Genomic DNA, 25,704 nt, shown 5'->3' with positions numbered 1-25,704 from the left:
ATCAAGCCCGGACCGGTGTTCGTCGTCCGGGGCGACCGCTCATCCTGCCGCATCCACCTGCCCTCCCGTCACCGGGCCGCCGCGGACCCGCCATTGACGGCCGGGGGCGCCCTGAAGCAGGCTGGCAGGCGGTGATCACAGGGGAGGGTCATGTCCGGTTCGGTGCTCGCGATCGACCAGGGGACGTCCGGGACCAAGGCCCTGGTGATCTGTCCCGACCGCGGTGTGATCGGTTCCGGGACCGCTCCCGTACGCCCCCGTCATCTGCCCGGCGGGCGTGTCGAGGTCGATCCGGTCGAGTTGTACGAGTCCGTCGTCGACGCCGGGCGCCGGGCACTTGCTCAGGCGGGCGAGTCCGTGGCGGCGGTCGGGCTCGCCAACCAGGGGGAGACCGTTTTCGCCTGGGACCCGTCGACCGGCGAACCACTGACCGACGCGTTGGTGTGGCAGGACCGGCGGGCGGAGAGCGTGTGTGCCGAACTCGCCCCGCACGCCGAGGAGTTACGCCATCTCACCGGCCTGCCCCTCGACCCCTACTTCGCCGCCCCCAAGATGGCCTGGATACGCCGTCACCGGACCCGGGCCGGAGTCGTCACGACCTCCGATGCCTGGCTCGTGCACCGGCTCACCGGCGCGTACGTCACCGACGCCGCCACCGCGGGGCGTACCCAACTCCTCGACCTGGACCGGGTGGGGTGGTCGCGCGAGGCGCTGGACGTCTTCGGACTCTGCGACGAGCGACTGCCGGAGGTCGTCGACGCGGACACCCGGGTCGGCACCACGTCCGTCTTCGGGAGGGAGATTCCCCTCACCGGTCTGCTCGTCGACCAACAGGCAGCGCTCCTCGCCCAGCGCGTCACCGAGCCGGGAAACGCCAAGTGCACCTACGGCACCGGGGCGTTCCTCCTCGCGCAGACCGGAACGACACCTCGGCGCGGCGACTCGGGCCTGGTGAGCTGTGTCGCGTGGCGCCTCGCGGGGCGGACGAGCTACTGCGTCGACGGCCAGGTGTACACCGCCGCGTCCGCCGTCCGCTGGCTCACCGACCTCGGCGTCATCTCCGGGGCGGCCGACCTCGACCCGGTCGGCGGCGCGGTACCCGACAGCGGTGGTGTCACCTTCGTCCCGGCCCTCGCCGGGCTCGCCGCACCCTGGTGGCGGGGCGATCTGCGCGGCTCGCTCACCGGGCTCGGCCTCGACACCGCGCCCGGGCATCTGGTGCGTGCCCTGTGCGAGGGCATCGCCGCCCAGGTCGTCGAACTCGCCGACGCGGCCGCCGCCGACCTGGGCGCACCGCTCACCGCGCTGCGCGTCGACGGCGGTCTGACCCGCTCGGCGCTGCTCATGCAGACCCAGGCCGATCTCCTCCAACTCCCCGTCGAAGTATCGGCGTTGCCCGACGCCACCGCCCTCGGTGCGGGTGCCGTGGCCCGGCTGGGCCTCGATCCGGCACTGACCGTGGACGAGGCGCTCCCCGACCGGAAACCCTCCGCCGTGTACGAGCCGCGCATCAGCCGGGACGAGGCCGCCGAACGCCTCGCCGGCTTCCGCTCGGCCGTGACGGCCCTGCTCGACCGGACCCCCGCATGACGGTCACGGCGCACGGCTCGCTGCCGGACGTGACGTACGACGTCGTGATCGTCGGCGCGGGTGTCGTCGGCTGTGCCATCGCCCGGGAACTCGCCCGCCATCGGCGGCTGCGCATCGCGCTCGTCGAGGCGCAGGACGACGTCGGACAGGGCACGTCGAAGGCCAACACGGCCATCCTGCACACGGGTTTCGACGCCGTCCCCGGCTCGCTCGAAGCCCGCCTCGTACGAGAGGGCTCCGGTCGACTCGCCGGGTACGCGGCCGAGTCGGGGATTCCCGTCGAACCCGTGGGTGCCCTGCTCGTCGCCTGGGATCGTGAACAGCTCGCCGCATTACCGGAGTTGGCGGCCAAGGCGGAGAAGAACGACTACCGCCAGGCCCGCATGCTCGACCCCGACGAGGTGTACGCGCGCGAACCACACCTGGGGCCCGGCGCGCTCGGCGCGCTCCACGTCCCCGGCGAGAGCATCATCTGCCCGTGGACCACGACGCTCGCCTACGCCACCCAGGCGGTACGCAACGGCGTCGACCTGCACCTCGACTGCCGTGTGGAGAGGGCCGACGGCGGGGTTTTGCGCACGAGCCGTGGGACCGTCCGCACGCGCCACCTCGTCAATGCCGCGGGCCTGTACTCCGATGAACTCGACCGACGGCTCGGCCACCGCGACTTCACCGTCACCCCGCGCCGGGGCCAGCTCCTCGTCTTCGACAAGTTCGCCCGCGAACTGGTCCGACACATCCTGCTGCCCGTCCCGACGGCGCTGGGCAAGGGCGTACTGGTGGCACCCACGGTGTACGGGAATGTGCTGCTGGGGCCCACGGCCGAGGAGGTGGACGACAGGACAGCCACCGGATCGACCGAGGCGGGCCTCGCCCTGCTGCGCGACAGGGGGCGCCGGATCCTGCCGGATCTGCTTGACGAGGAGGTCACCGCCGTCTACGCCGGGCTCCGCGCCGCCACCGAGTACGACGACTACCGGATCCGCGCCCACCCCGACCAGGCATACGTCACCGTCGGCGGCATCCGCTCCACCGGCCTGACCGCGTCCATGGCCATCGCCTCGCACGTCACCGGCCTCCTCGCCGACTGCGGCCTCGACCTCGGCGAGGCCGACGACCTGGAACCCGTCCGCATGCCCCACCTCGGCGAGGCCTTCCCGCGCCCCTACCAGCGCCCCGAACTCATCGCCGCCGACCCGGAGTACGGCACCCTGGTCTGCCACTGCGAGCGCGTCTCGCGCGGCGAGATCCGTGACGCCCTCGCGAGTACGATCCCGCCGCGCAGCCTGGAGGGGCTGCGGCGCCGGACGCGTGCGCGGGGCGGGCGCTGCCAGGGGTTCTACTGCGGCGCCGCGTTACGAGAGCTGTTCGAGGGGCGGGCATGAGTCAGCGGCATGTGGACGTCCTGGTCGTCGGCGCGGGACCTGCCGGTCTCGCTCTCGCCGCCCGGCTCGCGGCCGGGGGAGACACCCGCGTCGAGGTGCTGGAGCGCGAACAGGAAGCCGGCGGGGTGCCTCGCCACTGCCGTCGCCGAGGCTTCGACGGGCCGGGCTTCGCGCGGCGATACGCCGAGGCCGCGATCCGGGCCGGGGCCGCCCTCCGCACCGGGGTCACCGCCCTCGGCTGGTGCGGACCGCTGGCGTTGGACACCGTCGGCCCGGCGGGACTGGAGACGGTCACCGCCACGGCCGTCGTCCTCGCCACGGGAGCCCGCGAACGGCCCCGCGGCGCGCGGCTGGTGGCCGGGACCAGACCCGCAGGAGTGTTCACCACGGGAGAGCTTCAGCAGGCCGTGCACCTCTACGGGCAGCGCATCGGCCAACGCGCGGTCGTCGTCGGCGCAGAAGCCGTCAGCTACGCCGCCGTGGACACCTTGCTGGATGCTGGGGTCGACGTCGTCGCGATGGTGACCGACCTGGCGCGTCACCAGGGCAACCGACTGCGGGCGGTCAACTCCCGCCTGGGACAACGGATTCCGCTCCTCACCCGAACGACCGTCATCGAACTCTGGGGGCGCGGACGCCTGAGCGGAGTCGCCCTGCGCCACCACGACGGCCTGACCGCGAGCCTCGCATGCGACACCGTCGTGTTCACCGGAGACTTCGTGCCGGACCATGAACTCGCCCGGCGCGGCGGCCTCACCCTCGACACGGGCACGCGCGGACCCGCGGTCGACGGCGCCTTCCGCACGTCACGCGAGGGCGTGTTCGCCGTGGGCAACGTGCTGCACGCCGTGGAGAGCGCCGCCGCCGTGGCCCGCGAGGGCGTACGGGCGGCGCGGTACGTACGAGATCACCTGGCGGGCGCGCCCTGGTCCCCGACGGTTCCGCTCCTCGTGGCGCCGCCTCTGCGCTGGGCCGCCCCGAACCGGCTCGCGCCCGCGATGCCGTACGGCCCCTTCGTGCTCGGCGCGGCGGAGTTCCTCACCCGGCCGGTGCTGGCCGTCACGCAGGACGGTCGGGTCCTGCACCGACAACGCCTTCTCACCACCGTCGTACCGAATCGGCCGCTGCGTCTCGACGGACGCTGGGTCGGTTCGGTCGATCCGGCCGCAGGCCCCGTCCGCGTCACAGCTCGCTGAACGAACCGTGCCGACCGGCACCCGACGCGAAGCGGGCGGCGCCTTCCAGGCTCTCGGCCAAGACGTCCATGCCGTAGTGGAGTTCGGTGCGCATGGCCACCTTCTCGACCAGGCCCTCCTGGTCGAGGACGGAGGCACGGTCGCTGCGCAGACAGGACTGGGGGAACTCGGCGATCTCGGCCGCCAGGCGCTCCGCCTCCGCGCGGGCGCGGCCGGCCGGGACGAGGCGGTTGGCGAGCCCCATCTCGTACGCCTCGGGAGCGGGGACCGGGCGGCCGGTGAGGATCATGTCCATCGCGCGGCTGGTACCGATGAGACGGGGGAGCCGGACCGTGCCGCCGTCGATGAGCGGCACACCCCAGCGGCGGCAGAAGACCCCGAAGACGGCCTCCTCCTCCGCGACCCGCAGATCGCACCAGAGAGCCAGTTCCAGGCCGCCGGCCACGGCGTGTCCCGCGACCGCCGCGATGACCGGCTTGGTCAGGACCAGCCGGGTGGGGCCCATCGGTCCGTCGCCGTCCTCGGTGACCTGGTTGCCGCGTTCGGTGCCGATCGCCTTGAGGTCCGCGCCCGCGCAGAACGTGCCGCCCTCGCCCCAGAGCACCGCGACCCGCGCGCCATCGTCCGCCTCGAACTCCCTGAAGGCGTCGGCGAGTTCGGCGGCGGTCGGTCCGTCCACCGCGTTGCGGGCCTCGGGCCGGGAGAGGACGACCGTGGTGACGTAACCCTGGCGCTCGATCCGGACCGGCATCGTGGTGTCCCTTCTCCGACGGTGTACGCCGAGGTTACCCCTCGGTAGCGCAGCTTCGGGTGGCATGGACGGCCCGCGCCGGGAACGGGTCGTCGTACACCGCTTTCGCGGACAGCTCGTCCTCGGTCAGCAGGCACCGCGACAGCGCGAGCGGCAGCGACCGGTGCCGGGGGCCGGCAGGAGGTCGTCGCCCTCGACCGGGGCGATCGCGCCGTACATCCGGAGTTCGCCTCAGATCACCTTCCAGCGGACCAGCGCCCCGAGCGTCAGGGCCCCCGGCAGCAGCGGGACCCACACCGTGATGATCCGGTACGCCAGCACCACCGCCGTCGCCACGGCCACCGGACCGCCCGCCGCGACCAGTGCGACGACCAGCGCGGCCTCCACCGAACCGATCCCGCCCGGCGTCGGCACCAGTGCGACCGCGACCGTCGCCGCCAGATACGCGACCGCCATGTGCACCGGCGGTACCGGCAGCCCCAATGCCTGCCCCACTGCGGCCAGTCCGGTCGCCTGGAGCAGCGGGAAGGCGAGCGATCCGCCCCACAGGGCGAGTGCGCGGGACGGGCGGGAGTGCACCGAGCGGGCCTCCCCGAGCGCGGTGCGCAGGAAGGAGAGGACGGCCGTACGGAGCCGTCGTAGGAGGAGGAGTGTCGTCACGGCGGCGCACAGCACCAGGCCGACGCCGAGCAGCAGGGGGCCGATCGCCCCGTCCGGCAGGAGGCTGCCGAGCCGCAGCGCCCCCGGGAACGCGATCAGCAGGCCGAGCAGCAGGCTCAGCCGGGCGATCGACTCCGCCAGCATGTACAGCGCGAGCGCGGCCGACGAGCGGGCGAGCGGCACACCGCACACCGTCATGAACCGCAGATTGACCGCGCCGGCGCCCAGGCCCGTCGGCAGCAGATGGTTGGCCGCGCCCGCCGCGAACTGGGTGGCGAGCAGCCGGCGCGCGGGCAGCCGCTCGATGACCGCCCCCTGGCGGGTGAAGGCCGCCGCGACCCAGGTCAGGCAGGTCGCCGCGGCCGCGGCCGCGAGCCAGGGCCACTCGGCCGACTTCAGGTGGCCGAAGCCCTCCACGAGTACGGAGCGGTGGCGTACCGCGACCACCAGCACAAGGGCGAGCGGGAGCAGACACAGGACCGGCCGGACGGCAGCCCGCAGGGGCGGGCGTCGGGGGAGTCCCTCGGGGAGGCGTACCGCTGTCACATCGGGAGAGGGTTTCCACACCGCACCAACGTGGGGTTGCGGGCGCGGAGACGGCGGCTGACACGCCGGGCAAGGGGAGGGAGGTGGCGCCAGGCGGTTGACCCCAACTTCGCTTGAGGTCTTAGTGTCTCTTGCATGAGCATGGAGACCACAGCCTGGACACAGCTGCACAGCGTCATGAACGCGCAGCAGGAGCGCCGTCCCTTCGCCCGCGCGACCCTGCGCCGCATCGCCGCCTTCGCCCGCCCGCACCGCCGCCGCATCGGGCAGTTCGTGGTGCTCAGCGTGGTGACCGCGCTGCTGGCCGTCGCGACGCCGGTGCTCGCGGGGCACGTCGTGAACGCGATCGTGTCCGGCGGCGACGAGAGCACCGTCGTCCGCCTTGCCGTGCTCATCGCCGTCATCGCGCTCGCCGAGGCGGCACTCGGGATCCTCGGCCGCTGGCTTTCGTCGACGCTCGGCGAGGGACTCATCCTCGATCTGCGGACGGCTGTGTTCGATCATGTGCAGCGCATGCCGGTCGCGTTCTTCACACGTACACGTACGGGCGCACTCGTCAGCCGACTCAACAACGACGTCATAGGCGCCCAACGCGCCTTCTCCAACACGCTGTCCGGAGTCGTCAGCAACGTGGTGACGCTGCTGCTCACCCTCGTCGTGATGCTCACCCTGTCCTGGCAGATCACGCTGCTCGCGCTCGTGCTGCTGCCGGTGTTCGTGATCCCCGCCCGGCGGATGGGCAGCCGGATGGCCAAGCTCCAGCGGGAGGCGGCCGACCTCAACGCCTCGATGGGCACCCGGATGACCGAGCGCTTCTCGGCACCCGGCGCCACCTTGGTGAAGCTCTTCGGGCGGCCCGGGGAGGAGTCCGCCGAGTTCGCGGAGCGCGCCCGGCGGGTGCGGGACATCGGGGTCCGCACTGCGATGGCGCAGTCGGCGTTCATCACGGCCCTGACACTGGTGTCGGCCCTGGCGCTCGCCCTCGTGTACGGGCTCGGCGGCTGGTTCGCGCTGCGCGGCAGTCTGGAGCCGGGCGCCGTCGTCTCACTGGCCCTCCTGCTGACCCGGCTGTACGCGCCGCTCACCTCGCTCGCCGGGGCGCGCGTCGAGGTCATGAGCGCCCTCGTGAGCTTCGAGCGCGTCTTCGAGGTGCTGGACCTGAAGCCGCTCATCGAGGAGAAACCGGACGCGAGGAAGGTGCCGGAGGGGCCGGCGGCCGTGGAGTTCGAGGACGTCCGCTTCGCCTACCCCTCCGCCGACAAGGTCTCCCTGGCCTCCCTGGAGGAGGTCGCCGCCCTCGACACCCGCGGTGGCACGGAGGTCCTGCGCGGTGTCTCCTTCCGTGCCGAACCCGGCCAGACCGTCGCGCTCGTCGGCTCCTCCGGCGCGGGCAAGTCGACCATCGCGCAGCTGCTGCCGCGGCTGTACGACACCGACGAGGGCGCCGTACGCATCGGCGGCGTCGACGTCCGTGAACTGAGTGCCGACTCGATGCGCGAGACCCTCGGCATGGTCACCCAGGACGGGCACCTGTTCCACGACTCGGTCCGGGCGAACCTGCTCCTTGCCCGCCCGTCCGCGACCGAGGACGAGCTGTGGGACGTACTGCGCCGCGCCCGCCTCGAAGACCTCGTGCACTCCCTGCCCGACGGCCTCGACACCGTGGTCGGCGAGCGCGGCTACCGGCTCTCCGGCGGCGAGCGCCAGCGCATGACCATCGCCCGGCTGCTGCTCGCCCGCCAGCGCGTCGTCATCCTCGACGAGGCCACCGCCCACCTCGACAACACCTCGGAGGCGGCCGTCCAGGAGGCGCTCACCGAAGCGCTGGAGGGCCGCACGGCCGTGGTGATCGCGCACCGCCTGTCGACCGTGCGGGCCGCCGACGTGATCCTCGTCGTCGAGGCGGGGCGGATCGTGGAGCGGGGTACGCATGAGGAGCTGCTGGCGGCCGACGGGCGGTACGCGGAGCTCTACCGCACGCAGTTCAGTAAGCCCGGGACGGGCGACGCGGCGCACACCGCCGACGTGACGGACATCGCCACCGCGGGCGAGGCCGTGGCCTGACCGAGGCCGCGGCTGCCGGAGAGGCCGTTGCGTACCTACTGTCCTTCCAGGGGCGGAGAGTCCATGACGACGGGCTCGCAGGTCCGGCACACCGCAGCCGCCGCGGCCGGCCATTGGGTGATCTGCCGTCACGGTCAGGCGTCGCCGGGCGACGCCTGACCGTTCTGGGCGCACCGTGCCGCCCACCGGCGGCTCAGCCGGCCAGTTGCTCGTTCTTGGGGCCCACTCCTCGTTCTTGGGGCCCACTCACTGACGCACCGCGATGCGGCCGCTCTTCGTGACGCCGGTGTCGAGGGGAGGCGCCGTGGTGCGCGGGGGGGGGGGGGGGGGGGGGGGGGGGGGCGGGGCGGCGCCCCCCCCCCCCCCCCCCCCCCCCCCCCCCCCCCGCGAACGCCGTTCACCACGCCGACCGGGCGGCGCATCCGGAAGATGCCCATCATGATCGAGGACCCGCTCCGGCAGCGGGCCACCGGTGTCCGGCGCCGTCGGGGCCGCTCACGCGTTCGCCGGAATCCGGCCCCTTTGGGCAACGACCATGGCCATGTCGTCGTCCATGCGACCGCCGGCATATTCCTCCAGGTCGGCGGTGATGGCTTCGACCAGCGCTCCGGGCGCCTGATCCGCCCAGAGCGCGACACGTTCGGCGAGCGGATAGAAGCGGATAGAAGTCGCCCCTTTGGTCGCGGGCCTCGGTGACCCCGTCGGTGTAGAGGATCAGGCGGTCGCCCTCCTGGAAGGGGAAGGTGGCGGGGACGTACGCGCTGTCGGACATGTCGCCGAGGGCCAGGCCGAGCGGCGGCGCGGGCTCGGGCACCTCGAGCGTCGTCACGGTGGCGCCCGACTGGCGCAACAACAGGGGCGGCGGATGCCCGCAGCTGACCACCTGCACCACCGGCTCGTCATCGGGGATGTCCACCATGACGGCGGTCACGAAGCGCTCGGCGAGGTCCGTCTCGGACGCCGAGAACTCCGCAAGGCCCCAGCGGACCGCGTCCTCCACGTAGGCGACCAGTTCGGGCAGCGGGATGTCGCGATGGGCGGCGGCGCGGAAGGCGCCCAGCACTATCGCCGTGTCGCTGATGGAGGCGAGGCCCTTGCCGCGGACGTCCCCGATGATCAGCCGGGTGGAGTGGGCGGTGCGGAACAGAAGGACGGAGAGCGCGGCGAGGGCGCACAGTTCGACCAGAACGCTCTCGGTCGTCAGGGCGTGCCGCTCCACCCCGGCGGCGACGAGCGCGAGCAGCGCGACGAAGCAGATCAGCGTCGTCGCGCGCGTGCCGGCGCCGATGGCGGTGACCGCAGTGGCGACGACGAGCAGGTGGGCGAGGTGGATGTCCGCAGGCAGGAACGCGTCGGCCACCGGAACGGCCACGATCACCATCAAGGGACCAACCAGCCACAGTGGATGCGGCGCCACCCGCCGACAGGCCCGCGAGAGCCCGGCCGCCAAGGTCCTGATGGTCGCGGTGCTCATTTCGCTGCTCCGGCGGGCGTCACTGTGTGGCGAGGCGGACATGGTGCGGGGCTGTCCCGGAGCGAGCAGGGCGAGCGCGACTGATCGACCACCGCGGCCAGGAGCGGTCCTTGTCGCCGAAGAGCCGGCAGATGACCGGTTGCTGTACACCGGCCTTCTCGGCGACGCTGCGGGTCGCTCAGAGCCATGGCATCCGCGTCCGGAAATGGTCAGTATGAGGCCGGGCGGTGTCCCGGGAGACGGGTGCCACCCGCTGCCGAGGCCCGGGGCGCCAATGGCGAGGGCATCATGGCGGACGGCCCTGTACTGACTGTCGCCGATGAAGATCTCGCGCTTGAGGTCGTCATGATGGTCGGCTACAGCTTCAGAAGCCCGGACGGTGACTGTCGGCCGACTCCGCGCGGACCTGCGCGGTCAGCCGACGTCGATCACGACCTTGCCCTGCGCGGTGCCACCCTCAACGGCCGCGTGGGCATCGGCGACATCGGCGAGGGTGAAGTGCCGGGGGTCGAGCAGGGGCTTGAGCGCCCCCGCCTCGGCGAGCGCGGCCGCCTCGCGCATGATCTCGCCGTGGTGCTCCCGCCCGCTCCCGGTCAGCAGGGGCAGCAGGGTGAAGACTCCGGAGTAGGTCGCCCCGCGGAAGGACAGGGGCGCGATGCTGTGGGTTCCCCAGCCCAGCGCGCTCACGACGTGACCCGTGTAGGTGCGCACCGCCGTGAAGGAGGCGTCGAGCACGGAACCGCCGACGGTGTCGAAGACGACGTCGAAGCCCTCGCCGCCGGTGTGCTTGGCGACGTACTCCTCCACGGCGGTGGTCGTGTAGTCGATCGGGTGGGCCCCCAGGCGCTCGATCACCGCCAGTCGAGCGGGCGACCCGGTGGCGAAGACCTCGGCGCCGCGGGCACGGGCGATCTGCACGGCGACCTGGCCGATGCCGCCGGCCCCGCCGTGGATGAGGACCTTCTGCCCCGCGTGGACCCCTGCCCGGTCGACCAGTCCTTCCCAGGCCGTGATCACGACCAGGGGCAGGGCCGCGGCCTCGCGCATGGTGAGCGCGGCCGGCTTGCGGGCGAGGAGGCGGGCGTCGACGGCCGCGTACTCGGCGAGCGAACCCTGCACGTCGCCGACGCCACCGGTCATCCCGAAGACCTCGTCGCCGGGCGCGAAGGTGTGGACGCCGGGGCCCACCTCCTCGACCACGCCGGCCAGGTCCAGGCCGAGGACGGCCGGCAGCGTGCGCTTGGCGTGGGCGGCCTTGCCGGCCCGGATCTTGGTGTCCAGCGGGTTGACGCCACTGGCCTTGACCTCGACCAGCACCTGGCCCGGGCCGGCGGTGGGCTTGTCGATCTCGCCGAGGACCAGCGGGGTGTCGAATTCATGGAGAACCACTGCGCGCATGACTGCGCCTCTTTCCTGTCGTGCTGGGTGGGTGTGGGGCCGGCGCGGCGATGCACCGGGTGGATCAGGTGTGGGCGGCGACGAGCAGGCGCGCCGCGGACTTCGCCTCCTCCACGACTGCGCGGTCCTGGAGGAGGCGTCCCGAGGCCAGGGCGCCGTCGATCAGCAGCCCGATGTGCCGGGCGAGCGCGCCGGGGGCGTCCGCGCCGGCCTGCTCGCTCAGCTCGGTCAGCCATGCCTGACGGCGCCGCGTGTGCTGCACGGTGATGGCCCGCGCCTCTGAGTCGAGGTCCGCCTCGACCGCGGCGCTGACGAAGGGGCAGCCGAAGAAGCCGTGCCGCTCGAAGGCGTCCGTGAGCGCGTCGAACAGTCCGACGAGTTGCTCGCGAGGGCCGTCCCCGCTCCGTGCGGCGGCGTCCTGCAGCTGTGCCGTCCAGGAGTCGTCCGTCCTGCGCAGGTACGCCGCGACGAGCTCCTCCTTGGTGCGGAAGTGCACGTACAGCGTCGACTTCGCGACGCCCGACGCCGCGATGACCTGATCGATGCCGACTCCCCGCAGCCCGTTCGCGTAGAACAGCTCCGCCGCCGCCATGAGGATCCTCTCCTCGGACTTCGTCTTCCTGATCCGCGTCGCCATTACCGTACCTCCTTAATCAAACAGACTAGTCTGTTCGATTAAGGGCTGCAAATGAGGACTCCGGGCACGGGCGGGGGGTGTCCCGCAGGTCGGTGACCTCTTGTTCCGTGGGGTGGGAGGACCGTAGTTCAGCTCGTCGGGCCGGCGGTGCCGAGATCGTCGGCGAGTACGGTCCGGATCTCGGTCCGGGAGACGATGCCGCGCTTGGCGAAGACCTTGCGCAGGTGGTACTCGACCGTGCGCGGGCTCATGAACAGCCTGCTGCCGATCTCGGGATTGGTCAGGCCCTCGCTCGCGAGCCTGGCGATCTGCAGCTCCCTCGGGGTCAGGTCGCCGCTGGTCTCGACGGTTCTCCTGCGGGCGGTCTCCCCGGTGGCCCGCAGCTCACGTGCCGCGCGCTCGGCGAACGCCTCCATGCCTGCCGCGGTGAACATCTCATGGGCGCGGCGCAGTTGCTCACGGGCTTCGAGCCGGCGCTGCTCCCAGCGCAGCCATTCGCCGAACAGAGGTGGGCGCGGGCGTCTCCGACCGCAGCCGGGTGCGGCCGCGCCGGTCGATCGCCTCGCAGTGGAATGCCTCGGCGTCCGCGCCGTCCCCGACGAGGGCGTGCGAGCGCGCCTCGATGCCCCGCGTCCATTGCGTCCGGCTCGCCTGCGTGGTCTCCAGCAGCCGCTCGAGCGCGCCGGAGGCGAGCCGGGTGTCACCGCAGCGGAGGGCGCCTCGACGAGTTCGATGGGAGCCCACTGGGCCGCGACGCCCGGTGCCGGAGGGTCCGCGCAGGCCTGCCGGGCGGCGTCGCGGGCCTCCTCGTACCGGCCCAGGCCGTTGCAGAGCACGGCGCTCGCCCAGTGGGCCACGCTCAGGCCGGCCCCCTCACCGCGCGACGTCGCTTCGCTCGCGGCGGCCCACTTCAGTTCCTCGGCCTTCGCCGCGCGGCCCCGCCACGCGGCGGGCGCGACGGCGCCGTAGTTGGTGATCTGCCGTGCTCGTGGCCGTGGCGGACGATCCAGCGGGCGGTGGCGTACCCCTTCTGTTCGAGGGCGATCGGGTAGCGCGCCTCGGGGGAGCGCGTGTACTGGACTAACACGACGGCGGCCCCTGCCCCGACGGCGAGTTCGCGGACCAGCCGGTCGTGGGTGCCGGCGTTGCCGAGGATCCACCCGCCGCCGTGCATGCACAGCACGGCCGGCAGCGGCTGCGCCGCGTTCTGGGGGCGCACGACGCGCACCCGCACGTCGCCGGCGTCGGCGGGGACGGTGATCCACTCCGAGTCGACCGGGAGCTTCTCGACCGGTTCCGCCTGAAGGTCGTCGAGCACCTTGCGGGCCTTGTCGACTCCCAGCTCGTACAGGAAGGGCGGCTGCGAGGTGGCGTCGGCGAGCTGCTGCGAGGCGGGCTCCAGCACGATGTCATGCGCGGGCTGAACGGTCATGAGGGAACCCCTTACTCGTGGGCGGCGGATGCGGCCACGGCCTCGCGGACGAGGCCGACGACGGCGGCGGCCTCCGGGCTGCCGACGGTGTGGGAGCCGTCCGGCAGCTCCACGGTCCGCCGGGATCCCGCCCGCTCGGCCATGAAGCGCTGGGACGCGGCGGGGATGTTCTTGTCCTTGCCGCCGATCAGGAACCAGGACGGGATCGTCCTCCACGCCGGCTCGCCCGAGGGCTCGGCGAGCGCGGACTCGGCGATCGGGCGCTGCGTCACGGCCATCACCGCCGCCTCGCGCTCGGGTGAGTCGGCGGCGAACTGCGCGTGGTAGAGCTCCTGCCGTATGTACGGGTCCACCGAGCCGTCGGGCAGTTTGACGGGCGCGAGCGTCTCCCCGAGGGTGCTGCCCGGGTAGCGGCCCGCGAGGTCGGCGGCGCTCTCCCCGGCGTCGGGGGCGAACGCGCCGATGTAGACCAGCGCCTTGACGTCGGCGTTCCCGGCGAGGACGCCGCGCAGATGGTCGGCGTCGTCGACGACCCCGCGCAGCGGGTTCGCGACGGCGAGTGTGCGGGGAAGCCCTCGTCGAGCAGTGCGGGGATGACGCCGTTCCGGCTCGACCACTCGGCGCACGCCCCGTGTGCGAGCACGAGGGTGGGCTTGGCCGAGGTGGTCGTGGTGATGCTCATGGCCTGCTCCTCTTCGTCTGCGCCGGCATGCGCCCACCCTGGTCCCGGCGCCGTGCCGCTCGCATCCGTGGGTCCCTGGCGAAGTCCCCGGTGTGTCCGTGTCGCAGCACCGGTCCCGTTGCGCTGGACGTGATCTTAGACATGCTGTTAGACACTGTGTCCAACCTTTGTCTAGGCTTCGGCTGCAGCGCAGTTCAGTGCCCTCTTCCTCCGAACTCGAGAGTGGAATCTCCGTGACTGCTGGTGGTACATCCCGTCCGACCCTCCTCCTGGTGCACGGCGCGTGGCACGGCTCGTGGTGCTGGGAGCGACTGACCCCGGTGCTCCGTGCCGACGGCTGGAACACCCGGGCGGTCGACCTGCCCAGCGCCGGCTCGCAGGCCGGCGTGCGGGACGACGCGCGCGTGGTCCTCGACGAACTGGCGCGCACCGACGGCCCGGTGGTCGTGGTCGCCCACTCCTACGGCGGTGTGCCGGTCACCCAGGCCGTCGCCGAAGCCGCCGAAGCCGCGGAGGTCGTGCACGTCGTGTACCTGGCGGCGTACCAGCTCGACATCGGCGAGAGCCTGCTGGGCCATCACGGCGCGCCGGTGCCGTCGGAGCCCGACGGCTTCCAGGCCGTGCCGGACCGGCCGGTCCCGCTGTTCTACGCGGACGCCCCCGCGGCCGACGCCGAGGCGGCCACCGGGCGGCTGGTGCCGCAGAGCACCAGGTCCTTCAGCGACACGCTGACCGCGGCCGGGTGGCACACCGTCCCCTCGACGTACGTCGTCTGCGAGCAGGACCAGGCTCTGCCGCCGCACCACCAGGAAGAGCTCGCCGCCAGGGCCGGCTCGGTCCACCGGATCGCGAGCGGCCACTCACCGTTCCTGTCGATGCCCGGCGAGTTCGCGGCGCTCCTCGCGAAGATCGCGTCCGAGTCGGCCGGCTGAGGCCCCGCGCCCGCCCGCAGCCCCCACCCGAGCCCGTACCAGCCCGTACAAGGAGAAACCGGTGACCAACCATCGCGACGCCACAGCCGGCGCACCGTCGAAGGAAGAGCTCAGAGCCCGGCTTGTGGCACGCGCCGCCGCCCTGCGGCCGTTGCTGCGCGAGCACGCCGGACGCGGCGAGACGGACCGCGTGGTGCCGGCGCAGGTCGTCGACGCGCTGGGGGAGGCCGGCGTCTTCCGGCTGCTCACGCCGCGCCGCTACGGCGGTCCTGAGACCGACCTGCGCACGCTGACCGAGGTGTCGGAGACGCTCGGCGCTGCCGACGGCTCGTCCGCCTGACCGGCCTGATCGTCGCGGTGACGAACTGGCCGGCCTGTCTGTTCCCGGACAAGGCACAGGAGGAGGTCTTCGGCGCCGACCCCGACGCGCGCGTGACCGGTGTGGCGGCGCCGACGGGAAGGGGGGAGAAGGCACCGGGCGGCTGGCGGGTCAGCGGCCGCTGGTCCTACAACTCCGGCTCCCCCTACGCCACATGGGCCGCCGTCGGCGCACTGCTCAAGGACGACCGCGGCGCGGCCGCCGACCAGGCGCTGGTCCTGATTCCCGCCGGCGACCTCACCGTCGAGGACACCTGGCACATGGCCGGCATGCGGGGCACGGCGGCAACACGCTGATCGCCCAGGACGTGTTCGTCCCCGAACGCCGCGTGCTGTCCGTCCCCGCCACCGCCGAGGGCGCCCGCGTGCGCTCCCGCACGGAGGAGACGCTGTACGGCTCCAAGTTCGGCCCCATGCTGCTGCCGTGCCTGGTGGGGCCGCTCCTCGGGCTGGGCAGGGCGGCCCTGGACACCGTGCGGGAGGCGGCCGGGGCCAAGCCGCTGTCCTTCACCACCCATGCCCGGCAGGCGGACTCCGTGGCGGTTCAGATACAGGTGGCAGAGACGGCACTGAAGCTGGAGACGGCCCGGCTGCACACCTACGACGCGGTCGACCGGGCCGCCCCCTCGGGCCCCCTGGACTACGCGGCACGCGCACACGTCAGGGCGCAGGCCGGCCACGCGGCCCAGCAGGTCCTCGGGGCGATCGAGATCCTGCTGAACGCGCACGGTTCGTCCGCGTTCGGCGACGGGCACCCGCTGCAGCGCATCTGGCGCGACGCCGGTGTCGCGGCCCGGCATGCGGGCCTCGTCCCGGCCGTCGGCCTGGAGGTGTACGGCAAGTCGCTGCTGGACGTCGATGAGCGCGTGAGCCTTATGGTCTGACCGGCCCCGAGCCGTGCCGCCGCCCCCACGAGAGCCGTTCCGGTCGCTCCGTAGGATGGCGGCATGGTTTCCACCACGCGACGACGTTCCACCGCGACCGACCGACGGGCCGCACTCGAGGAGCGGATCGTCTCCGCGCTCGAGGAACTGCTGCGGGGTGGTCCGACCTACACCGAACTGAGCGTGGAGCAGATCGCGCACGCGGCGGGCATCTCGCGGTCCACCTTCTATCTGTACTTCCGCGACAAGGTCGACGTCCTGCTGCGGGTGAGCGGTTCGCTCAGGACGCGGAGCTACGAGATCGCGGAGGCGTGGCAGCCCTGCGGCCCGGACGGCGGCGCCGACGGCCTGGCCCGCACCTACGAACAGATCATGCGGCACTACCGCCGGCACGCTGCCCTGCTGTCGGCCATCCACGAGGTGGCCGCCTACGACCCCGCGGTCCGCGACTCGTGGGCGGCCCACCAGGACCGCTTCGTCGACAACGTCGTGGCGGTGCTGAAGGAGGAGCGGCGGGCGGGCCGCACACCGGCGGACATCGACCCGCAGCTCGCCGCGCGGCTGATCGTCCAGGGAGGCGGTGAGGTCATCACCCGGCAGGTGGTCGGCGGCGACGGCAGCGACGACGCTGTCGTGGCCCGGGAACTGGCCTACGGCTACTGGCACGGCGTGTACCGCCGCCCGGCGGGGCGGCCCGCCGACTGATCCCGGTCCCTTCAGGGGGCTTGGAGTTCGAACTCCGCGCGGTCCGACGTCACGCCGTTGATCTGCAGGGCGAGGGCGTGCGGGCCCGGGTGGTAGCGGCGGGTGGTCAGGAGCCGGAAGGAGTGGTCCCGGCTCACCTCGATCGTCTCGTCCGGGCCCAGGGTGCGGGTCGTGAGCTTGAACGTCTTGTTGCTCTGCGAGCCGTTGGCCTTGTGGTGGTGGACCACGTAGTCGATCGCCAGCCGGGCGTCCTCGGCACCGATGTTGCGGATGGTCGCGGTAAAGCGGACGCTCCCGCCGATTGGCACGCGGGTGCGATCGAGCACCGGGCCCTCGATCTCGAGCGTCGCCGGAGCGAAACCGAGCAGTCCGAGGGCGCCGGGGTGACCGCGTTTGACGAGCGTGCGCAGCCCGTGGCGCACCAGCCGTCCGCTCGTCGGGGCCGGGTCCGGGGCCTCCAGCCAGCGCCGGGCGGTTGCCACGGCCTGGTCGGCGTGGTCCCGGCTGAGGTCGTTGAGGTGGTTGGCGACGGAGCGCCGGACGTACTCGCTCTCGTCGTCGTGGAGGGCGTCGAGGAGGGGTACGGTCGCGCCGGGGCGGGCGAAGAGTTCCGGCACCCGTGCCGACCAGGGAAGGTAGGGACGGGTGCCCTCCGAGGCGAGGCGGCGCACATCGGTGTCGGGGGACGCCGTCCATCCGGCGATGATGCCCAGCGCCCGGTCCAGATTGTGCCGCAGCAGGACGCGCAGGGCGAACTCGGAGGTGAGCCGTCCGGTGAGCTCGGCCAAGAGCGCCATCGCGTCGTCGAAGGCGGCGTCCGTGCCCTCGGCGACGGCCTTCGTGGCGACGGCACTCGTGACCGGCCAGATGAGCCATCCGCCGAACTCCGGTACGCCGTCCCGGGCCGCCCGCACCACGCGTGCCAGCTCGGCGTAGTCGCCCGGTACGTCCGCGAGGAGGGCATCGCGCAGCAGGTCGGCCCGCTCGCGCAGCGAGAGGGGGTCCAGGTGCCGTGCGGCCGCCCGCAGCGCGGCCAGGTCCGCGCCGGGCAGCGCGACGAGGACGGCCCGGGTCAGCGACTGCGCGGTGCGGCCGTTGACGAGTTCGTCGGCGAAGGGCATGGTCGTCCGTTCCAGTCTTCCAGGTGGTCAGTGCTCGACGTGCTGGAGCACGGTCGTGAACTGCCAGTCGACGGTGCCGTGGTCGATCGCCTCGTGCACGGGCGAGCCGCCCATCTCGCCGGTGATCCCGGCGGCTCCGGAGCGGGCGTGCTCCATGCTGTCGTAGGCGACGATGTCGAGGATCGTGCCGTCGTCGCGCACTACGATCCGGCGCCACTGGAAGCCGGGGCGGGCTTTGAGGTACTCGTTGATGTCCGCGTTCGCCGCGCCGAAGTCCTCCGGCGTGAGGCCGGGCGCGGGGCGGAGAGTGGTCACTTCCAGGATCTCAGGCATGACGGGGCGTCCTTGTCCGATGGTGGGTGAATGCCGCGGCTCGGCGGATGTCGTCCGCCGGCGTGCGGGGCGGGGCGGTGGGCGGGGACTGCTTGGGGGCACGGCACCCGGGAAACGGCCGTGAGCCGGGCGGGGCGGAGCGGCGGACGGTCAGGCGGGCCCCGCCATCGAGGCCAGATACGTCAGGGCCTCCTCGCTGCGGCTGCCGGGCTCGGGGGTGCCGACGAGCAGCAGCTGCCCGGGAGCGTCCACCACGTCGAACGTCTGGTAGGTCAGCTCGATGCGGCCTGCTTAGGGGTGGACGAACACCTTGAATGCCCGGGTGAGGCCCGCGACGTCGTGGTCGGCCCACAGCGCCCGGAACTCCGGTGAGTCCTCGCCGAGTTCGGCGACGAGGCCGATGATGTCAGGGTCGTTCGGGAACCGTCCCGCGTTCAGGCGCAGCGCGTACACGGTGCTGCGCCGCAGCAGCTCCCAGTCGGTGAACACCGCCTTGGCCCGGGGGTGGGTGAACAGGATGCGCGGCATGTTCCGCTCGGTGCCGAACGGCGACAGCAGCGCATCGGCGACCGCGTTGGTCGAGAGCACGTCGAAAGCCGGGCCAGCACGTACGCCGCCGCCTGGGGAAAGGCCTCCAGCAGACGCAGCAGCGACGGGTGCACGAGGTCCCGCGTGCTGTCCGGGCCCAGCCGGGGATTGAGCCCCGCCAGCCGGAACAGGTGCTCGCGCGCCTCGGGCGCAAGGCGCAGCGCGTGCCCGATGGCCCTGATCACCTGCGCGGAGGGATTGCGCTCGCGCCCCTGCTCAAGACGGGCGTAGTAGTCCGCTCTGACCCCGGCGAGCACCGCCACCTCCTCGCGGCGCAGGTCGCCGACGCGCCGCCCGGAGACCCCGTCGGCCAGCCCGGCGTCGGCCGGGTCCACCCGCGAGCGGCTCGCGCGAAGGAACACACCGAGCTCGTTGTCGCGTGGCGTCATGGCCTCGATGCTAGCCGCGCCCGCCGGATCGCCGACCCGGCGGTTGAGGACCGTCAACCGCGTGATCACGGGTGCTCCCCGGTCCCGCGCCGCCGCGGCGCCCAGGTCAGACCCGGGAATGACATACGGCATGTCCAGCAGGATGCGGTGCCCCACGATCTTCCACTCGCCGTCGATCCGGCGCAGGTCGGTGTCGTAGTACCCGGACTCGATCGGCTGCACGGTGCCCTGGGCGCCGAAGGTGCCGTCCGCCCAGCCGCTCTCGGGACGCGCGGCGGCCTGGATGCGGAAGACAACGAACTGGGCGTTCATAGGGGCGCGGTCACTGTTGACCTCGATGATGTGGTCGGCGGTCAGGTGGTGGCTGGAGCCGCCCGCCGGATGCGGGGCCATGTCAGAAGAATCAAAGACCGTCCTGATCACCGGGGCCAGCAGCGGTATCGGCGAAGCCACCGCCCGCCGGCTCGCGGAGCTCGGCCACCGCCTGCTCCTCGGCGCCCGCCGGACCAGCCGCCTGGCCGCCCTCGCCGAGGAACTGCGCGCGGCCGGTGCCTCGGTCGCCCACCGAGAGCTGGACGTGACGAGCCTCGACTCCGTACGTGCCTTCGCCGCCGCCGGAGTGGAGGAGTACGGCCGTATCGACGTGCTGATCAACAACGCCGGGGTGATGCCGCTGTCCCCGATCGAGGACCTGCGCATCGCCGAATGGGAGCAGACGATCGACGTCAACCTGCGGGGTGTGCTCTACGGGATCGCCGCGGTGCTGCCGCAGATGCGACGGCACGCGGGCGGGCACATCGTCAACGTCTCGTCGGTGTCGGGGCACCGGGTCGACCCGACCGCCGCCGTCTACAGCGCCACCAAGTTCGGTGTGGCAGCGCTGTCCGAGGGGCTGCGCCAGGAGAGCCGGGAGATCCGTGTCACCGTCGTCAGCCCCGGCTTCACGCAGAGCGAGCTGACGGATTGCCGCGGCTCAGCGGAAGCGCAGGGCGCTGCCCGCGCGGCGGCCGAGCAACTGGCGATCCCCGCCTCGGCCATCGCGCAGGCCATCGCCTTCGCCATCGATCAACCGGCGGACGTCGACGTCAACGAACTGATCGTGCGTCCTACGGCACAGGGCTGACGACCGCGACCGCCGGTCCGGCGCGGCGACAGCATGTGTGCCTTCCGGGGCGGGCCGCAGACCGGACATGTCGGTGCAGGTGCGCACGCGGCGCGCGCCGGGCCGATCGTCCGGCCACCGGAACGCGCAGGTGCCGAGGAACACGGCAGCGAGTGATCCCAGGCCGCCTCCTGGCCGCACAGGGCCGGACCTCGGCCCGGCAGGTCTCGCTGATCGCGGTGGGTTACTCCTCAAGTACCCGGTCGGGGACTGAGTGGTCCGAAGCGAGTCGGCAGAAACCGGCACCGCGGCCGGGGGCATCGCCGTCGCCGAGGTACCAGGTCGAGCCCTCGCGGCCCTGGCCCACCCGCAGCTGGCGCAGCCCGCCCGATGACAGGTCACGAAAGTCAGCAACCGGTCAGTGCAAGCCCTGGAACAGCTGGCGACAGCTTGACCGGACATGCGAAACGGCAGTATTCAAGTCCAAGATCTAGCATCTGGACGTTTGTGCAGGTCAGAGCCCTGTCGGCTCGCCCCGGGTCAGCACAAGGTCAGTCACCCTGCCCTGCTCGGTGCGGGTAGCGATGACGGGCCCGCTCCGTGGCGGTGCCCCTTCGCCGTCAACTGCTGGGCGCCGGGATCGTCCCAGCTAGCCGGAGACGGCCTTCGCCCAGCCCTGGGTGACCGTCTCCTTCGCCATATCCAGTTGCGCGTCCGTCGGGAACTGCGGCGTTCCCTCAACCGTCGGCAGTCGTGCAGCGGCGGCCTTGTCGAGGGTGCCATCCTGCCTCATGGCGTCCATGAGCACCGGGCGCGCATAGGCGCGCAGCCGGAGGTTCTGGCCCTCTGGGCTGAAGAGGTACTCCTGCCACAGGCGGGCAGCCGCCGGGTGCGGGGCGTTCTTGTTGATCGCCAGCGCGAAATACTGGGCGAAGCTGCCGTCGAAGGGGATCGAGACCTGCAGGTTCACGCCTTTGTCGCGGAGTTGGTCGGTGTAATGGAGGTTGATGTAGTCCCAGCTGATGCTGATGGGGGTCCAGCCGCTCGCGACCGTCGCCGAGTTGGAATTGAGAGGATTGAAGTTGCCGCGATTCTTGAGCTCGGCGAAGAAGTCGAGACCCGGCTGGACGTTGTCGAACGACCCGTTGTTCGCCAGCGCGGCCGCGTAGACACTGGCGAAGGCAGTGGCCGACCGGGGCGGGTCGCCTTCGAGTGCGACCTTGCCCTTGTAGCCGGGCTTCAGCAGATCGGCGAAAGTCTCGGGACAGGGTTTGACCCGGTTGGCGTCGCAGCCGATGGAGATGTAGCCCCCGTAGTTGTTGGACCAGCGGGCCTTCGAATCCTTCTGATTGCCGGGGATCGAATCGAAAGCGGCTACCTTGTACGGCGCGAGAAGATTCTGCGCCGCTGCTTTCCGCGCGAACGTATCGCCCACGTCGACCACGTCGGGCGCGGTCGGCCGGTTCCCCCTCTTCCTCAGGGCGTCGATCTCGTCCTCGCTGTGGCCCAGCGGATCCTCGACCGTGACCTTGATCCCGTACTTCTTCTCGAAGCCGTTGATCAGGCCGCCGTAGTTGGCCCAGTCATGCGGCAGTGCGATCGCTCTGAGCGTGCCCTCCCGTTTCGCTGCGGCGATCAGTGCGCGCACGCCGCCCATGCTCTCGGCGGACGTGGCCACCGACGGCTGTGCGAGGCCGGCGGTCGGTGTGTTCTCGCAAGCGCTCAGGCCCGGTGCCACAAGAGCGAAGCAGCCGAAGACCGCGGCTGCTCGGGCACACGGTGTAGTCACGGCTGCTCCCGGACGTGGGGGGCGAGGTGGTCACCTCGACCGGCTGTCGGCAGTGCCACTGGGCCCGGAGTGGCGGGCCTTCCGCTGTGCCTCCCGGCTTCCTCGGCTCCACGGCGTCGGCGAAGTGGTCATCAAGGCCAGAGTACCCGGCAGCCTGGATGGCGGAATGTCGTCCGGGAAGCCCGCGATCACCGTCTTTGCCCCGGCACTCGGCTTCGCCGTACGTCCCGGGCCCGGCCGCGCCCATGCCGGCACGCGGCGTGCGCGACGGCGGAGGGAAGGGATGTACCGGCGTACCTCACAGCGCGGTGTCGTCCCATTGGCCGAGCAGGATCTCGCCGAGATCGTCGCCCTCCAGCGTGGCGCCGTGGTGCAGGGACTGTTCGGCCCAGATGACCTTGCCGGTGGGCGTGTAGCGGGTCCCCCAGCGTTCGGCGAAGCGGGCGACCAGGAAGAGTCCGCGGCCGCCCTCGTCGGTGACCTTCGCCCGGCGCAGCCGCGGGGAGGTGCTGCTGCCGTCCGCGACCTCGAAGATCAGGGTGCCCGCATCGGGGCTGCCGATCGGCTCCGTGCGCAGCACCCGCACGGTGATGGGTTCGGCACCGTAGCGGACGGCGTTGGTGATCAGCTCGCTGAGGATGAGTTCGGCGGTGAATCCGACCTGCTCCAGCCCCCACTCCGTCAGCCGACGGGCGCAGGCGCTGCGCACCGGGGCCACCGCCGCCGGGTCACGGGGCACGTCCCACTCGGCGACCTGCTCCGGCCCGAGCCGGCGCGTGCGGGCCACCAGCAGCGCGATGTCATCCCTGGGCCGGTCGGACAGCATGGCCTCCATCACCGCCGCACAGGTGGCCTCGGGCGTGCGACCCGGCCCTGTCAGAGCATCGTGCAGGGCCTCCAGACCGGCGTCCAGGTCGCGGGTGCGGTCCTCGATCAGTCCGTCGGTGTAGAGCACCAGTCGGGAACCCTCGGGCACGGTGAGCTCGGCGGTCTCCACAGGCAGGCCTGCTCCGAGTCCCAGTGGCGGGGAGACGGGCAGCTCAGGGAAGTCGACGGCCCCGTCGGGCCGGACCACCGCCGGTCCCGGATGGCCGGCGGTGGCGATGGACAGTCGCCCGGAGGTGGGGTCGTAGACGGCGTACTGGCAGGTGGCCCCTGTGATCATCCCCTGCTCGTCCTCGGCGGCGCCGGCCTCCTCGGCGTCGATCTGCGCCACCAGCTCGTCCAGCCGGCCCACCAGCTCCTCCACGGGCATGTCCAGGCTGGCGAAGTTGTGCACGGCGGTGCGCAGCCGGCCCATCGTCGCCGCAGCGTGCAGACCGTGGCCGACGACGTCGCCCACGACCAGCGCCACCCGGGTACCGGACAGCGGGATGACATCGAACCAGTCCCCGCCCACTCCGGCCTGGGCCGGCAGATAGCGGTAGGCCACGTCGAGGGCGGACCGCTCGGGCAACGCGCGGGGCAGCAGGCTGTGCTGCAGGGTGACGGCCATGGCGTGTTCGCGGGTGTAGCGGCGGGCGTTGTCGATGCACACCGCTGCCCGGGCGGCCAGCTCCTCGGCGAACGACACGTCCTCGTCCTCGAACTGCGGGGAGTCCTGCGCGCGCCAGAAGTCCACCACTCCCAGCACCACGCCGCGGGCGCGGAGGGGCACCACGAGCATGGAGTGGATGCCGCGATCCAGGATCCGCCGGGCACGTTCGGGCTGCTGGGCCAGCCAGCCGTCGGAGGCGCTCAGGTCCCCGACCAGGACCGGTCGGCCCTCGGCCATCGCCGTGGAGACGGGGTGGTCCGGGACGAACCGGATGAGCTCGCGGACGGGATGGAGGTGATGGTCCGCATCGAGACCGGCGACGGCACTGCGGCGCAACTCGGTGATCCCGGCGGTCGCACCGGAGGACTCCTCACCGCGCAGGACCGGGTCCAGCAGCTCGACGGTGACGATGTCGGCGAACCGGGGCACCGCCACCTCGGCCAGTTCCTCGGCTGTGCGCTTCACATCGAGCGTGGTGCCGATCCGCAGCCCGGCGTCGTAGAGCAAGTTCAACCGTCCGCGCGCCACCTCCGCCCGGCCGGAGAGGGCCCGCAGCTCGGTGGTGTCCCGGAGCGTCACCACGCTGCCGGCCGGTCCGTGAGGTGCGGTGAGCCGCTTGCTGACCGCGAGCAGCCGGTCGGCCGCCAGGCACACCTCGTCGGTTGCTGGGCGATCGGAGGCCAGCAGCCCGGCGAGGTCCTCATCCAGCCCCAGATCGGTGATGTCTCGCCGCTCCGCGTCCGCCGGCAGGTCCAGGAGCCGTCGCGCCTCGTCGTTGGCCAGCAGCAGCCGGCCGTCACCGCCGACGATCAACACTCCTTCCCGCACCGCATGCAGCACCGCGTCGTGGTGCTCGTACACCCGGGTCATCTCGGTCGGCCCCAGCCCATGGGTCTGCCGCCGCAGCCGCCGGCTCACCAGGCCCGACCCGCCCGCGGCGACTACCAGGGCCGTGGCGGCGCCGCCGAGGAGGACCGGCAGCTGCATGTTCAGCCTGTGCTGCACCCTCTCGACCGTGACGGGCACGGAGACGATGGCGACGACCGAGCCGTCGGGACCCCTGACGGGAACCGCCGAGATCACGGAGAGTCCCAGGGACCCCTGGAAGGTACTCGTGAAGGGCTTGCCCGTCGCCGCCTTCGCATAAGGCCCGATGATGTGTTTCCCGACCTGATGCGGGTCGCTGTGGGTGAGGGTGATCCCGTTCAGCCCGTACACGATGATGGCGTCGACGCCTGCGGCCTTCCGGGCCGCCTCGGCCTGTGGCTGCAGCACGGCGGTCGGGTTCGCGCTGTTCAGTGCCGCCACGATCCCCGGGGAGTGCGCGAACGTCTGTGCCGTGGCGAGCGTCCGGTGGCGGGCGTCTGCCATCACGTCGCGTTGAGCCTGCACCACGAGCGCCACCAGGGCGGCGGCGACGAGGAGCATCACAACGGCCAGCTGGAGCAGGAACACCTGGCCTGCGAGGCTGTGCACGCTCAGCAGCGAGCCCGACCGCCTCGCCTTCTCCGCCCGACGGGGCCGACCGGGCCGATGAGTCCCCACGGACACATCCTGCCCGGATTGATCCGAAACTCCACTCATATCCCCTTTCTATCGTTTCTGGGTGGCCGACCACGACGCGACCGGGACGGACTGGTCCGCTCAGGGACGGCGACGAGCGCATGAGCCCTGCCGGAGGGCTGCGGTCACACACCGCTTCTGAGGTCTGGTCCGAGCCCACACGGCGACGTCATTCGGCACCAGGGCCAGCCGGTCGGCCGACCTTTGAAGGCGGCTTCCCTACGGCGCGAGCTGCACCGACGTGGGCGCCCGGCCGGTACACCGGGTCGGCGCCGCGTCCGCGGTACCGGCTCGTGCTGCACACCGACGGGCTGATCGAGGCCCGGGACCGCGACATCGACGAGAGCCCGGCGCGGCTGAGCGCAACCCCGGTGCAGGTCTGCTCCTGGCAGACAACCGGTTCGCCGCCCGTGGGGGGGTGCCCTCCGATCCCGCCGCGGTGGCCGATGTGCGGACCAGGGTCAACCCATGCTGTCAGGTTGGACGTTGGACGCGTCGCCCGGCTCGCGGCCCAGTGGCGGACCCGGTACCTGTCCACCGGCAAGATCATCTGGGCTGGGCAGACGTT

Annotated in this window: 22 protein-coding genes and 2 pseudogenes; 10 read left to right on the top strand and 14 right to left on the bottom strand. The window is 72.2% G+C overall.

All coding sequences use genetic code 11. The features are described 5' to 3' along the window. Positions 1-150: 150 nt before the first annotated feature. From ACIBK0_RS14705 to ACIBK0_RS14695, 3 genes are read left to right on the top strand one after another with little or no spacing between them, the layout of a single operon-like run. Entirely contained in the window at positions 151-1,590 is a 1,440-nt protein-coding gene (locus tag ACIBK0_RS14705) for an FGGY family carbohydrate kinase (RefSeq protein WP_399079452.1), read from the top strand. Then, positions 1,587-2,975, top strand: a complete 1,389-nt coding sequence (locus ACIBK0_RS14700) for an FAD-dependent oxidoreductase (RefSeq protein WP_399079450.1) — start codon at positions 1,587-1,589, stop codon at positions 2,973-2,975. The genes ACIBK0_RS14705 and ACIBK0_RS14700 overlap by 4 nt, the downstream gene beginning before the upstream one ends. Then, positions 2,972-4,171, top strand: coding sequence for an NAD(P)/FAD-dependent oxidoreductase (locus tag ACIBK0_RS14695; RefSeq protein WP_399079448.1), 1,200 nt, complete (start codon positions 2,972-2,974; stop codon positions 4,169-4,171). Before ACIBK0_RS14700 ends, ACIBK0_RS14695 begins: the two co-directional genes overlap by 4 nt. On the opposite strand, the gene ACIBK0_RS14690 is transcribed toward ACIBK0_RS14695, so the two are convergent. Both ACIBK0_RS14690 and ACIBK0_RS14685 read right to left on the bottom strand, forming a co-directional pair. Continuing rightward, a complete protein-coding gene (locus ACIBK0_RS14690) occupies positions 4,158-4,922 on the bottom strand; it encodes a crotonase/enoyl-CoA hydratase family protein (RefSeq protein ID WP_399079446.1) in 765 nt (254 codons plus the stop codon). The genes ACIBK0_RS14695 and ACIBK0_RS14690 overlap by 14 nt on opposite strands. Before the next feature lie 231 nt (positions 4,923-5,153). After that, positions 5,154-6,128, bottom strand: coding sequence for a YbhN family protein (locus tag ACIBK0_RS14685; RefSeq protein WP_399079444.1), 975 nt, complete (start codon positions 6,126-6,128; stop codon positions 5,154-5,156). Between the two features lie 141 nt (positions 6,129-6,269). Here ACIBK0_RS14685 and ACIBK0_RS14680 point away from each other — a divergent pair, with 141 nt between their 5' ends. Next, the gene (locus ACIBK0_RS14680) at positions 6,270-8,192 is read left to right on the top strand and encodes an ABC transporter ATP-binding protein (protein WP_399079854.1); all 1,923 of its coding nucleotides are present in this window, start codon (positions 6,270-6,272) and stop codon (positions 8,190-8,192) included. A 436-nt stretch (positions 8,193-8,628) separates the two neighbouring features. Here ACIBK0_RS14680 and ACIBK0_RS14675 read toward each other — a convergent pair whose 3' ends face one another. The 6 genes and pseudogenes from ACIBK0_RS14675 to ACIBK0_RS14650 form a co-directional block, all read right to left on the bottom strand. Further along, positions 8,629-9,666, bottom strand: coding sequence for a PP2C family protein-serine/threonine phosphatase (locus tag ACIBK0_RS14675; protein WP_399079442.1), 1,038 nt, complete (start codon positions 9,664-9,666; stop codon positions 8,629-8,631). Between the two features lie 414 nt (positions 9,667-10,080). After that, positions 10,081-11,064 (bottom strand): zinc-dependent alcohol dehydrogenase family protein, encoded by a 984-nt coding sequence (locus ACIBK0_RS14670; RefSeq protein ID WP_399079440.1) that lies wholly within the window; start codon positions 11,062-11,064, stop codon positions 10,081-10,083. A 64-nt stretch (positions 11,065-11,128) separates the two neighbouring features. After that, a complete protein-coding gene (locus ACIBK0_RS14665) occupies positions 11,129-11,701 on the bottom strand; it encodes a TetR/AcrR family transcriptional regulator (protein WP_399079438.1) in 573 nt (190 codons plus the stop codon). 128 nt (positions 11,702-11,829) lie between these two features. Next, positions 11,830-12,135, bottom strand: coding sequence for a helix-turn-helix transcriptional regulator (locus ACIBK0_RS14660; RefSeq protein ID WP_399079436.1), 306 nt, complete (start codon positions 12,133-12,135; stop codon positions 11,830-11,832). Positions 12,136-12,680: 545 nt separating this feature from the next. Further along, a pseudogene (locus ACIBK0_RS14655) lies at positions 12,681-13,133 on the bottom strand (alpha/beta hydrolase); the annotation flags it as partial. A gap of 11 nt (positions 13,134-13,144) precedes the next feature. Next, positions 13,145-13,759, bottom strand: a complete 615-nt coding sequence (locus tag ACIBK0_RS14650) for an alpha/beta fold hydrolase (RefSeq protein WP_399079434.1) — start codon at positions 13,757-13,759, stop codon at positions 13,145-13,147. A 289-nt stretch (positions 13,760-14,048) separates the two neighbouring features. Here ACIBK0_RS14650 and ACIBK0_RS14645 point away from each other — a divergent pair, with 289 nt between their 5' ends. The 5 genes from ACIBK0_RS14645 (at position 14,049) to ACIBK0_RS14625 (ending at position 16,714) form a co-directional block, all read left to right on the top strand. Then, on the top strand, positions 14,049-14,747 hold the full coding sequence (locus tag ACIBK0_RS14645) for an alpha/beta fold hydrolase (RefSeq protein ID WP_399079432.1): 699 nt from the start codon (positions 14,049-14,051) through the stop codon (positions 14,745-14,747). Positions 14,748-14,808: 61 nt separating this feature from the next. Further along, the gene (locus ACIBK0_RS14640) at positions 14,809-15,087 is read left to right on the top strand and encodes an acyl-CoA dehydrogenase family protein (RefSeq protein WP_399079429.1); all 279 of its coding nucleotides are present in this window, start codon (positions 14,809-14,811) and stop codon (positions 15,085-15,087) included. A gap of 17 nt (positions 15,088-15,104) precedes the next feature. Beyond that, positions 15,105-15,422 carry a hypothetical protein gene (locus ACIBK0_RS14635; RefSeq protein WP_399079427.1) on the top strand — a complete coding sequence of 106 codons (318 nt, stop codon included), beginning with the start codon at positions 15,105-15,107 and terminating at the stop codon, positions 15,420-15,422. Between the two features lie 11 nt (positions 15,423-15,433). Then, positions 15,434-16,009, top strand: a complete 576-nt coding sequence (locus tag ACIBK0_RS14630; RefSeq protein ID WP_399079425.1) for an acyl-CoA dehydrogenase family protein — start codon at positions 15,434-15,436, stop codon at positions 16,007-16,009. Positions 16,010-16,072: 63 nt separating this feature from the next. Then, the gene (locus ACIBK0_RS14625) at positions 16,073-16,714 is read left to right on the top strand and encodes a TetR/AcrR family transcriptional regulator (RefSeq protein ID WP_399079421.1); all 642 of its coding nucleotides are present in this window, start codon (positions 16,073-16,075) and stop codon (positions 16,712-16,714) included. Positions 16,715-16,725: 11 nt separating this feature from the next. Here ACIBK0_RS14625 and ACIBK0_RS14620 read toward each other — a convergent pair whose 3' ends face one another. The 4 genes and pseudogenes from ACIBK0_RS14620 to ACIBK0_RS14605 form a co-directional block, all read right to left on the bottom strand. Continuing rightward, positions 16,726-17,835 carry a DNA alkylation repair protein gene (locus ACIBK0_RS14620; protein ID WP_399079419.1) on the bottom strand — a complete coding sequence of 370 codons (1,110 nt, stop codon included), beginning with the start codon at positions 17,833-17,835 and terminating at the stop codon, positions 16,726-16,728. Positions 17,836-17,862: 27 nt separating this feature from the next. Then, positions 17,863-18,168 carry a hypothetical protein gene (locus ACIBK0_RS14615; RefSeq protein ID WP_399079417.1) on the bottom strand — a complete coding sequence of 102 codons (306 nt, stop codon included), beginning with the start codon at positions 18,166-18,168 and terminating at the stop codon, positions 17,863-17,865. A gap of 291 nt (positions 18,169-18,459) precedes the next feature. Beyond that, positions 18,460-18,756 (bottom strand): hypothetical protein, encoded by a 297-nt coding sequence (locus tag ACIBK0_RS14610; RefSeq protein ID WP_399079415.1) that lies wholly within the window; start codon positions 18,754-18,756, stop codon positions 18,460-18,462. Positions 18,757-18,944: 188 nt separating this feature from the next. After that, positions 18,945-19,538, bottom strand: a pseudogene (locus ACIBK0_RS14605) (nuclear transport factor 2 family protein); the annotation flags it as partial. Here ACIBK0_RS14605 and ACIBK0_RS14600 point away from each other — a divergent pair. Further along, complete coding sequence (locus ACIBK0_RS14600; protein ID WP_399079413.1) at positions 19,537-20,268, top strand: SDR family oxidoreductase; 732 nt, start codon at positions 19,537-19,539, stop codon at positions 20,266-20,268. The pseudogene ACIBK0_RS14605 and the gene ACIBK0_RS14600 overlap by 2 nt on opposite strands. A 628-nt stretch (positions 20,269-20,896) precedes the next feature. On the opposite strand, the gene ACIBK0_RS14595 is transcribed toward ACIBK0_RS14600, so the two are convergent. Beyond that, complete coding sequence (locus ACIBK0_RS14595) at positions 20,897-22,036, bottom strand: ABC transporter substrate-binding protein (protein ID WP_399079411.1); 1,140 nt, start codon at positions 22,034-22,036, stop codon at positions 20,897-20,899. A 298-nt stretch (positions 22,037-22,334) separates the two neighbouring features. Beyond that, positions 22,335-25,157: a SpoIIE family protein phosphatase gene (locus ACIBK0_RS14590; RefSeq protein WP_399079409.1), complete on the bottom strand. Its 2,823-nt coding sequence runs from the start codon at positions 25,155-25,157 to the stop codon at positions 22,335-22,337. Between the last annotated feature and the right edge of the window lie 547 nt (positions 25,158-25,704).

Source organism: Streptomyces sp. NPDC050564 (assembly GCF_044457265.1).
Lineage (GTDB): Bacteria > Actinomycetota > Actinomycetes > Streptomycetales > Streptomycetaceae > Streptomyces.
This window is presented reverse-complemented; position numbering and strand designations above follow the sequence as displayed.

Coding starts and splice junctions, on each gene's coding strand:
- ACIBK0_RS14700 (WP_399079450.1), top strand. CDS start 1,587: ATGACGGTCACGGCGCACGGCTCGCTGCCGGACGTGACGTACGACGTC.
- ACIBK0_RS14590 (WP_399079409.1), bottom strand. CDS start 25,157: ATGAGTGGAGTTTCGGATCAATCCGGGCAGGATGTGTCCGTGGGGACT.
- ACIBK0_RS14600 (WP_399079413.1), top strand. CDS start 19,537: ATGTCAGAAGAATCAAAGACCGTCCTGATCACCGGGGCCAGCAGCGGT.
- ACIBK0_RS14615 (WP_399079417.1), bottom strand. CDS start 18,168: ATGCCTGAGATCCTGGAAGTGACCACTCTCCGCCCCGCGCCCGGCCTC.
- ACIBK0_RS14665 (WP_399079438.1), bottom strand. CDS start 11,701: ATGGCGACGCGGATCAGGAAGACGAAGTCCGAGGAGAGGATCCTCATG.
- ACIBK0_RS14660 (WP_399079436.1), bottom strand. CDS start 12,135: ATGTTCACCGCGGCAGGCATGGAGGCGTTCGCCGAGCGCGCGGCACGT.
- ACIBK0_RS14695 (WP_399079448.1), top strand. CDS start 2,972: ATGAGTCAGCGGCATGTGGACGTCCTGGTCGTCGGCGCGGGACCTGCC.
- ACIBK0_RS14690 (WP_399079446.1), bottom strand. CDS start 4,922: ATGCCGGTCCGGATCGAGCGCCAGGGTTACGTCACCACGGTCGTCCTC.
- ACIBK0_RS14620 (WP_399079419.1), bottom strand. CDS start 17,835: ATGCCCTTCGCCGACGAACTCGTCAACGGCCGCACCGCGCAGTCGCTG.
- ACIBK0_RS14670 (WP_399079440.1), bottom strand. CDS start 11,064: ATGCGCGCAGTGGTTCTCCATGAATTCGACACCCCGCTGGTCCTCGGC.
- ACIBK0_RS14625 (WP_399079421.1), top strand. CDS start 16,073: ATGGTTTCCACCACGCGACGACGTTCCACCGCGACCGACCGACGGGCC.
- ACIBK0_RS14705 (WP_399079452.1), top strand. CDS start 151: ATGTCCGGTTCGGTGCTCGCGATCGACCAGGGGACGTCCGGGACCAAG.
- ACIBK0_RS14680 (WP_399079854.1), top strand. CDS start 6,270: ATGGAGACCACAGCCTGGACACAGCTGCACAGCGTCATGAACGCGCAG.
- ACIBK0_RS14675 (WP_399079442.1), bottom strand. CDS start 9,666: ATGAGCACCGCGACCATCAGGACCTTGGCGGCCGGGCTCTCGCGGGCC.